Raw genomic sequence first — 8702 nt, 5'->3', positions numbered from 1 at the left:
GTGAAGGGCGAGGACATCAGCTATCCCGGCGGCAGCGGCGAGATGAAGGGCTACCTGGTCAAGCCGGCGGACAAGGCGGGCAAGCTTGGGACGGTGATCGTCGTGCATGAGAACAGGGGGCTCAACCCGCATATCCGCGATGTGGCGCGACGCGTGGCGCTGGAGGGGTTCGTGGCGCTGGCGCCGGATTTTCTGTCGCCGCTCGGCGGAACGCCGACCGATGAAGACAAGGCGCGCGACATGTTCGCCAAGCTCGATCCGGCGCAGACCATCGCCAACGGTGTCGCGACCGTCGCTTTCCTCAAGAGCGACAAGGACGGCAACGGCAAGGTCGGCGCCATCGGCTTCTGCTGGGGTGGCGGCACGGTCAACATGCTGGCCATCAACGCGCCCGATCTCAGTGCCGGCGTTGCCTATTACGGCATGCAGCCGAAGGCCGCCGATGTATCCAAGATCAAGGCGGCCTTGCTGCTGCACTATGGCGGACTGGACGAGCGCATCAATGCCGGCATCGACGCCTTCAAGAAGGAACTCGACGCGGCGCATGTCGAATACACGGTCTATGTCTATGAAGGCGCCAACCACGCCTTCAACAATGACACGTCGGCAGCGCGCTACGACAAGAAGGCGGCGGACCTCGCCTGGGGCAGAACGATCGCCTTCCTCAAGCAGAAACTGGCATAGGGGCGTTCGTCTAATCCGTGTTCGCCGGCTTGTGGAAGGCGACGCCGGCGACCACCAGCGCAATGCCGAGGCAATCGGTAAAACTTGGCATCTGGCGCAGCACGACGACGCCGATCAGCGTCGCGGTGACGGGCAGCAGCGACAGCATCAGCGCGAAGCTGGCGCGTGGCAGCCGCGACATGGCGAGCTGGTCGCAGATGTAGGGAATGACAGAGGAGCAGATGCCGACGCCGATGGCGGCGAACAGCAGCGGCAGTGAGAAAAAGGCCGGCAGCGCATCGGTGAGGCCGATCGGCAGCACGACGATGAAGGCGATCGCCATGGCGGCACCCAGGCCGGCAATGCCGCCGCCGGCGCCCGAAGCGGCGACGCGGTGGCCGAGCACGATGTAGCCGACAAACAGCGCGCCGTTGAGGAAGGCCCAGAACAGCCCGATGGGGTCATCGGACCATCTGACATCGATGAGCAGCAAGGTGCCGGCGACGGCGACGGCAAGTGCGGCAAGATTGCGCGGGCTTCTGAGGCCGATCGCCGCGACGCCGATGGTGCCGACGAATTCGATCGCCGCCACCAGCGAGATCGGCAGGCGGTCGAGCGCCAGGTAGAACGAACAGTTCATCACCGCCAGGCAGGCGCCGAAGGCCAGCAACAGCAGCCGCGTCGAGCGATCGGCGCGGGCGAAGCTTCGCCATGGGCGGGTCAGCGGCGCGAAGATGAGTGCTGCCGTGGCGATGCGCAGCCATGCCATGCCGAGCACGCCGACATGCGGGAAAAGCAGCACGGCGAAAGCCGGCCCGAGATAGTGGAAGACCGCGCTGATGCCGAACCAGACATGCGGCGGCAGTTTTTCCGTCAGCCTGGCCAGGGTGGGGTTGCCGGGGGCAGGATCTGCCGTAAGAGCTTGCGTTTGATCATCCACCGGATCAGTATCGCAGGCATATTTGCCGGTTTATATGAGTGATGATGGGCTCGTCTGGCGAGATTTCTCTCGGAAGCAAGGAATTTCCCATGAAGCGCCTTCGAACTGAAAGTGTCGACCTGGATGCCGCGGATATGAAGATCCTGCGTCTGCTGGAAAAGGACGCGCGCACCAGCACGGCGGAACTGGCACGCTCGGTCGGCCTGTCGGCGCCGAGCGTGGCCGAGCGCATCAAGCGGCTGCAGGAAAGCGGCGTCATCGAGGCCTATTCGGTCAGGATCAACCCGGCGACACTCGGCCTGCCGCTGTCGGCGTGGCTGCGCATCCGGCCGGTGCCGGGGCAACTGGCCCTCGTGGCCGAGATCATCCGCGAACTGCCGGAGATCGTGCAATGCGACCGGGTGACCGGAGAGGATTGTTTCGTCGCGCTGGCGCATGTCGGCTCGGTGGCCGAACTCGAGCGGGTGATCGACCGCATCATTCCTTATGCGATGACCAATACGGCGATCATCCAGTCGTCGCCGGTGGTGGCGCGCTCGGCGCTGGGAGCGTTGAGGCGCCAGGCTTGACCTACGGGAGAGGAACCTATGCGTGGCCGCGCTTCATGCGCGCCTGCTTCAGGATGGCACGCCACCGGATCATGTCGAAAGGGATCGGCTCGTTGTTGTTGGCGATGTGGAAGATCTCGTTGTTGACGTTCTTGAGTGAGCGCCAGAAATCGTAGTCGGTGATGCGCGGATCGGCAGCCAGCCTGTCCACCTCGACCTTGATGTCGGTTTTCATGCACTTTCCTCGAACCGGCGCCGCGCCGCCCGTGTCGCTACCTCGATGCGGATCGTTTTCGACCGACCCGCTGAGTCGCGCAACGGCTCAGATGGCTTGTTCCCGTTAAAACCTTGGTAAGGTTAACGAGGGCGCCGTGCCGCTTCAAGCGCCGCCGCCGGCCAATGGGAGGGTTCCGCGATTTTAGATTGCGGGTGTGGCTTTGAAGCCGGGAACGAGAAGGTGTGGGCTTTGCCCTATTTGCGTTTGATGCCGATCGAACGGCCGGCCCGTTCCGGCATCGGCAGTGCCGAATGGGCGGCGCGCATGGCTTCGACCCTGGCCAGCACATCGGCGGGGAAGGGCGCCACCTTCGGCCCGGACATGTCGACATGCAGCGACAGCGATTCGGACGTCGCGGCCAGCCAGCCGTCGACATGGCGGATTTCCTGATAGGCCCTTAGCCGCTTGTCGTCGTGGTCGATGAGCTGGAAGGAGACCGTGACCTTGTGCTCGAGGTGCAGTTCCTGCACGTAGCAGACATGGACTTCGGCCGTGTAGATGGTGAGGCGACGATCCCTGGCATAGTTCGGTCCCATGCCCATTGCCTCGAAGGCATCGTCCGAGCAGCGGTCGAACAGCACGTTGTAATAGGCCATGTTGAGATGGCCGTTATAGTCAATCCAGTCCTTCTCGATGTCCATGGGTTTCGAGACGAAGGGAGTGGGGATGGGCATCGAAACTTCCTTGTTCTGGCGCTGGACAGAGCGTGGCGGGTAAGACTACGCATCCATAATCGCATAACAAGCGTGGACGCTGGTCCATTCGCGGAGGAATTCATGGCTCTGAGCGACCTCAACCCGGTCGAACGCAACGAGGAAGGCATCGCAGCGGTGCTCGGCATCCTCAAGCAACAGCTTGGCGAGCGATTCCAGACCGGCCAGGCGATCCGCTCGCAGCATGCGCACACCACCACCTATATTCCGACGCAGGCGCCTGACGGCGTCGCCTTTCCCGAGACGACGGCCGAGGTGCAGGAGATCGTGCGCGCCTGCGCCGCGCACCGCGTGCCGGTGATCGCCTTCGGCGTCGGCTCTTCGCTGGAAGGCCATACCAACGCGCCGGGCGGCGGCATATCGGTCGACACGTCGCGCATGAACCGTATCCTGGCGGTCAATCCGCAGGATCTCGACTGCACGGTCGAACCCGGCGTCACCCGCGAGGATTTGAACCGGCATCTGCGCGACACCGGACTGTTCTTTCCGATCGACCCCGGCGCCAATGCCTCGCTGGGCGGCATGGCCGCGACGCGGGCCTCCGGCACCAATGCGGTGCGCTACGGCACGATGCGCGAGAACGTGCTGGCGCTGACCGCCGTCATGGCCGACGGCGAGACGGTGACGACCGGCAAGCGGGCGAAAAAGAGCTCGGCCGGCTATGATCTGACGCGGCTGCTGGTCGGCTCGGAAGGCACGCTCGGCATCATCACCTCGCTGACCTTGAAGCTGCAAGGCATCCCGCAGGCGATCTCCGGCGGCGTCTGCCCGTTTCCGAGCGTCGAGGCGGCCTGCAACGCTGTCATCGCGACGATCCAGATGGGCATCCCGGTGGCGCGCATCGAACTGGTCAACGCGCTGCAGATGCGGGCGATGAAGAATTATTCCAAGCTCGACTATCCCGAGAGCCCGTGCCTGTTCGTCGAGTTTCATGGTAGCGATGCCGGTGTTGCCGAACAGGCCGAGACCTTTGGCATGATCGCGGAAGAGAATGGCGGCGGGCCGTTCCTGTGGACCAGCGTCGCCGAGGAGCGCACCAAACTGTGGAAGGCCAGGCATGACGCCTACTGGTCGTCGCTGACACTGCGGCCGGGCGCCAAGGGGCTGTCGACCGATGTCTGCGTGCCGATCTCGCGCTTTGCCGAATGCGTCATGGAAACCGAAGCCGACATAGAAGAGATGGGTCTGATCGCGCCGATCGTCGGCCACGCCGGCGACGGCAATTTTCACGTGCTGGTGCTGATGGATGTCAACGATCCCAGGGAGATCGCGTTGTCGGAAAAGTTCGTCGCGCGGCTCAACATGCGGGCGATCGCCATGGACGGCACCTGCACCGGCGAGCACGGCATCGGCCAGGGCAAGATCGGTTTCCTGCGCCATGAGCTAGGCCACGGCGTCGACATCATGCGCACCATCAAGCACGCGCTGGATCCGCTTGATATCATGAACCCTGGCAAGATCTTGCCGACGGCGGGGAAATAGAGGAGTGGCCTCAAGCGAGACACTGCTGCCGATCGACGTGCCGCCATCGTCCGCCGGCGCGCCTTTGCCTCATGTCTTCGCCGATGAGCGCAGGCTGCTCGTTGCTTACGTCGCCCACAGACCGGATCCAAAATTCGACGGCACGAATCCACGCTCGATCTCGTCTGTGACCGGCGATCAATCGATCGTAATCCTAACGGCAGAACCCTATCTGGCGTTGCAATTCGGCCCGTCGAACGACGAAGCCATCAGCGGGCACCGTCTCTATGGACTTGGGCTGCAGCCTTATTCCGCGTTCGAAGTTCTCAATTCTACCTGGATCTCCTCCTTCGAAAAGGTAAATCGGGTTCATACGTCCCATACACCGGAGCTGTTTTCCGGTTATCAGCACTTTGTACTCACGTTCCACGATTCGACGCTGGAATTCATCACCGAGAACTTTTCGGCCAGCCTTCATCAGGGGGCGGTACTGCCGGCGCTGATGGAAAGTGTCTGTCATGCTGTTCCCACGCGCCGTGTCAAGCCAACGGGATTTTTCTCACGGCTTTTGGGGCGTGGTTGATCACCGGGATTTCCCTGTACCTTGATCGAACCGTCGTTTGGACGCAGACTTCGGCCTGGGACGAGCGGAAGAGGCAAGCTCCACCAACGGAGGAACGACTTCATGGCGATTTCACGCAAGGAAGCGGCGCGTGCGCTGAGCGCTGACGAACAGGAACTGGTGGAGAAGTCGCACCACCCGGCGGTGCAGGAGCTTTCCGACGCCGATCTTGCCGGCCTGGTCAAGCTGTTGCGGGAGCGGCGCGACAAGGCGCAGACCCAAGCACACCGCCGCCGGCGTGAGATACGCGGCAAGGGAGCGCCGAAAGGCGCCGCGCCCTCAAAGTCCGATGGCGGTTCGCAGACAAAGCTTGCGGTGCTGGCCATGACCATGCGGCGGCTGAATGGCGAGGCCGAGCGGCGCCGGCAGCTGGCGGCCAGCGTTTCGCTGATCGAAAACGCGCGCAAGGTATTTGTCATGAAGCAAGGGGCGACGCCGGAAGGCCCTGCTTTCAATTCGCGCACCGCGCGCAAGGGGATGCGGTCGGTGGCAAACCAGAGGGCGCAAGACCTCGTCCGACCGATGGAGCTTGGCCGGCAGCGCAAGGCGGCCAAAGTGGCGCAAGCAAAGCGCGACGCACGCTGAGGGTTCTGACAATCGCCGGGTGAAATCGTTGGGACGCCGGCCTGACGTGCGGTCGCAGGCGTCTTCTATGCGCCCTCAACAAGGGTTTGCAGCATGGGGCGGGTTGGCGCGAAGAACGTCGTGCCGGTGTGCGGCGTCGAGAAATCGAGCAGCCGGTCGTAAGCGCCCGGCGGCTCACCGATGTACATTCGCTGCAGCATCTTCTCGATCACCCAGAGATACCTGCTGTAGCCGATAAAATAGGTGCCGAACTCCTTTTGCCCCGGCCTGCCGAACGGCATGTTGTCGCGCAAAATGTCGTACTCGTTGCCATCGGCATCCTCGATGGTGGCCAGCGACTTGTGCGATTTGCGCGGTGCGTCGTCATCATCGATTTCGATGTTGTCGATCTTGGTGCGGCCGATGATCGCTTCCTGCTCGGGCGTCGGAATGCGCCCCCATGCCTGGAGATCGTGCAGGTACTTCTGGACGACGACATAGCTGCCGCCGGCGAAGTCGGCGTCCTCATCACCGACGAGTGCCGAGGCCGGAAGGTCCAGCCCGGTCGGGTTGGCCGTGCCGTCGACGAAGCCGAGCAGGTCACGCGCATCGAAGTACCGAAAGCCGGAAACCTCGTCGACGACGTTCACGGCATCACCGAGATTGTCGAGCAGAATGCGCTCGAACTCGAAGCACATATCGGGCCGCTCGGAGCGGATGTGGAAGAGAAGATCGCCGGCGGTCGAAGGCGCCGAATGAACGGCACCCTTGATCGGCGCAAACGGTTTCAGTTCCAGCGGTCGCCGATCTGGGGAAAGACGATCCCAGAGATCGCGGCCGATGCCGGCAATGCACGAAAGCCGCCCGGAAAGATCGCGGAACCCGACGGTTTTGACGAGATCATCGAGGCCGCCGAGCACGGAGGCTATCTTGGCGAGCGCGGTCTGACCGCTGGCGACGGTGACGACAAGAAAGACCGCCGAAAGCGACAGCGGGGCGTCGACACTTTGCGCATCGATCGGCACGCGATCCCAGTTCTTTCCAGACATCCGAATTCTCCGCTTCGCCGGGATTTGTTTCAGATCGCCCGATATCACGCAACTGCGGATGAGACATCGCGCAACACTGGATGAATTGCCTCTTTATCGACACGCGGATGCGGGTAGAGTGCGGCAGAATTTCAATCAACCCATTCGGAGCTGATGCTCGCTCGCCTGTTCGTGATCTTCGGTGGCCTTTTTGTGCTGGTGCTGTGTGCGGCGCTGGTGGTGCCGTATTTTATCGACTGGACCGGCTACCGCGCCCAATTCGAGCGCGAGGCCAGCGCCATCCTCGGCCGCAAGGTGACCGTGCAGGGCGACGCCACGGCAAGGCTGTTGCCGTTTCCCTCGGTGACCTTCTCGAACGTCGCGGTCGCCGGCGGCCCCAATGGCCAGCCGGCCATGACCGTCGAGACGTTTTCGATGGATGCGGAACTGGCGCCCTTCCTGCGCGGCGAAGTGCTGATCTTCGATATGCGGCTGGTGCGGCCGAAAGCGACCATCGATATCGCCAATGACGGCACCGTCGACTGGGCGATGCGGCCGTCCTCTCCCTTCGACCTCAATCAGATCTCGATCGAGAAGCTGACGGTGACGGAAGGGCAGATCGAACTGCGCCATGCCGCCGGCGGGCGCAGCCACCTGTTTTCCGAGATCAATTCGACCATCTCGGCCAAGTCTCTGGCCGGGCCATGGCGCATGGACGGCACGCTGCGGCTCGACGGTCTTCGCACCACGGTCACTGCCTCCACCGGCAAGGCCGAAGGCAACGGGCAGATGCGGCTTCGGCTGAAGGCCGATCCGGACGCCTATCCGCTGGTCATCGAAACCGACGGCAATGCCGGCATCGTCAATGGCGCTGCCGCCTATTCCGGCCAGTTCAAGATCTCCGGTGCCGACAAGAACAGCGCCGAGCTGCGCGGCACCGATGGCGAGACGGTGAGGGTTTCCGCCGGCAAGCCCGATCCGGGCTTTCGGCTGAACGGCAAATTTTCGCTCGACCACCAGAAACTCGGCGTCGACGAATTCCGCTTCGAGACCGGGCCGCTCGACAACCCCTACACCGCCGACGGCAAGGCTTCTGTCGATCTCGGGCTGAAGCCGAGTTTCGCCATCGAGGCCAATGGCGCGCAGGTGCAGTTCGACGAGGCGGTGGGCGCCGAAGCCGGCGCCGGTCTGACGCTGGATCAGCGCATCGCGGCGTTTGAGCAGGCGCTGCTCGACATGCCGAGGCCGACCATTCCCGGCACTGTCGAGGTCAAGCTGCCGGCGGTGGTGGTCGGCGACACCACGGTGCGCGACGTGCATCTTTCCGCCGAGCCGGTCGATGGCGGCTGGTCGGTGAAATCGCTTGCCGCGACCTTGCCCGGCCGCACCAAGCTGGAAGCCGATGGCATGCTCGTGCTCAATTTGGAGGGTCATTTCGGCTTCAACGGCTCGCTGCTGCTGGCCGTGGCGCAACCCTCCGGCTTTGCCGCCTGGCTGTCGAAGGATGTCGACGAGGCGATCCGCCGTCTCCCTGCCGCCGGCTTCAAGGCCAAGGTCGACCTCTCGCAGAAGCGCCAGGCCTTCAGCGATCTCGAATTGATCCTGGGCAAGGCGAAGTTTTCCGGCCGCATCGATTCCAGCCAGCCCGACGATGCCAAGCCCTCAGTGCTGATGCGTCTCGAAGGGGGCGACCTCGATGTCGACGGGCTGGCGGCCTTCGCCTCGATCTTCGTCAGCGACAAGGGCGCCAATCGCTTTGCCGACCGCGACCTCGATTTCCAGATCAAGGCAGGGCCGGTCAACGCTGGCGGGTTGACCGCGGATACCGTCGACACGGCGCTCAGGCTGCGCGACGGACTGCTCGAAAGCGACCGGCTGTCGGTGGG

The 8702-nt window shown here is 63.4% G+C and carries 10 protein-coding genes; 6 read left to right on the top strand and 4 right to left on the bottom strand.

Annotated elements, in window-relative coordinates; genetic code table 11:
- Window positions 1-684, top strand: a 684-nt coding sequence (locus EOC06_RS24620) for a dienelactone hydrolase family protein (protein WP_164898717.1), incomplete at its 5' end; no start/stop codon positions are given.
- A 10-nt stretch (window positions 685-694) separates the two neighbouring features.
- Here the strand turns inward: EOC06_RS24620 and EOC06_RS24615 are convergent.
- Window positions 695-1603, bottom strand: a complete 909-nt coding sequence (locus EOC06_RS24615; protein WP_128309013.1) for a DMT family transporter — start codon at window positions 1601-1603, stop codon at window positions 695-697.
- An 89-nt stretch (window positions 1604-1692) separates the two neighbouring features.
- On the opposite strand from EOC06_RS24615, the gene EOC06_RS24610 reads away from it, so the two are divergent.
- Complete coding sequence (locus EOC06_RS24610; RefSeq protein WP_128309012.1) at window positions 1693-2172, top strand: Lrp/AsnC family transcriptional regulator; 480 nt, start codon at window positions 1693-1695, stop codon at window positions 2170-2172.
- A 16-nt stretch (window positions 2173-2188) separates the two neighbouring features.
- On the opposite strand, the gene EOC06_RS24605 is transcribed toward EOC06_RS24610, so the two are convergent.
- A complete protein-coding gene (locus EOC06_RS24605) occupies window positions 2189-2386 on the bottom strand; it encodes a hypothetical protein (RefSeq protein ID WP_013531006.1) in 198 nt (65 codons plus the stop codon).
- 236 nt (window positions 2387-2622) lie between these two features.
- The gene (locus EOC06_RS24600; protein ID WP_023813101.1) at window positions 2623-3102 is read right to left on the bottom strand and encodes a thioesterase family protein; all 480 of its coding nucleotides are present in this window, start codon (window positions 3100-3102) and stop codon (window positions 2623-2625) included.
- Window positions 3103-3204: 102 nt separating this feature from the next.
- Between EOC06_RS24600 and EOC06_RS24595 the strand changes: the two genes are divergently transcribed.
- The 3 genes from EOC06_RS24595 to EOC06_RS24585 all read left to right on the top strand — a co-directional run bounded on the left by EOC06_RS24595 (window position 3205) and on the right by EOC06_RS24585 (window position 5809).
- Complete coding sequence (locus EOC06_RS24595) at window positions 3205-4623, top strand: FAD-binding oxidoreductase (RefSeq protein WP_128309011.1); 1419 nt, start codon at window positions 3205-3207, stop codon at window positions 4621-4623.
- A gap of 4 nt (window positions 4624-4627) precedes the next feature.
- A complete protein-coding gene (locus EOC06_RS24590) occupies window positions 4628-5185 on the top strand; it encodes a hypothetical protein (protein WP_128309010.1) in 558 nt (185 codons plus the stop codon).
- A 102-nt stretch (window positions 5186-5287) separates the two neighbouring features.
- Window positions 5288-5809: a hypothetical protein gene (locus EOC06_RS24585; protein ID WP_128309009.1), complete on the top strand. Its 522-nt coding sequence runs from the start codon at window positions 5288-5290 to the stop codon at window positions 5807-5809.
- 65 nt (window positions 5810-5874) lie between these two features.
- Here EOC06_RS24585 and EOC06_RS24580 read toward each other — a convergent pair whose 3' ends face one another.
- A complete protein-coding gene (locus tag EOC06_RS24580; protein ID WP_128309008.1) occupies window positions 5875-6837 on the bottom strand; it encodes a Dyp-type peroxidase in 963 nt (320 codons plus the stop codon).
- A 153-nt stretch (window positions 6838-6990) separates the two neighbouring features.
- Between EOC06_RS24580 and EOC06_RS43415 the strand changes: the two genes are divergently transcribed.
- Window positions 6991-8702: AsmA family protein (locus EOC06_RS43415; protein WP_245470014.1), on the top strand; the 1712-nt coding region annotated here is incomplete at its 3' end.

It is taken from the genome of Mesorhizobium sp. M7A.F.Ca.MR.362.00.0.0, assembly GCF_004023175.1.
Taxonomy (GTDB): Bacteria; Pseudomonadota; Alphaproteobacteria; order Rhizobiales; family Rhizobiaceae; genus Mesorhizobium.
The sequence above is the reverse complement of the archived record's forward strand: the minus strand, read 5'-3'. Positions and strand labels throughout refer to the sequence as shown.

Excerpts from the sequence above, each read along its gene's own strand:
- EOC06_RS24580 (WP_128309008.1), bottom strand. The coding sequence starts at position 6,837 with ATGTCTGGAAAGAACTGGGATCGCGTGCCGATCGATGCGCAAAGTGTC.
- EOC06_RS24585 (WP_128309009.1), top strand. The coding sequence starts at position 5,288 with ATGGCGATTTCACGCAAGGAAGCGGCGCGTGCGCTGAGCGCTGACGAA.
- EOC06_RS24595 (WP_128309011.1), top strand. The coding sequence starts at position 3,205 with ATGGCTCTGAGCGACCTCAACCCGGTCGAACGCAACGAGGAAGGCATC.
- EOC06_RS24610 (WP_128309012.1), top strand. The coding sequence starts at position 1,693 with ATGAAGCGCCTTCGAACTGAAAGTGTCGACCTGGATGCCGCGGATATG.
- EOC06_RS24600 (WP_023813101.1), bottom strand. The coding sequence starts at position 3,102 with ATGCCCATCCCCACTCCCTTCGTCTCGAAACCCATGGACATCGAGAAG.
- EOC06_RS24605 (WP_013531006.1), bottom strand. The coding sequence starts at position 2,386 with ATGAAAACCGACATCAAGGTCGAGGTGGACAGGCTGGCTGCCGATCCG.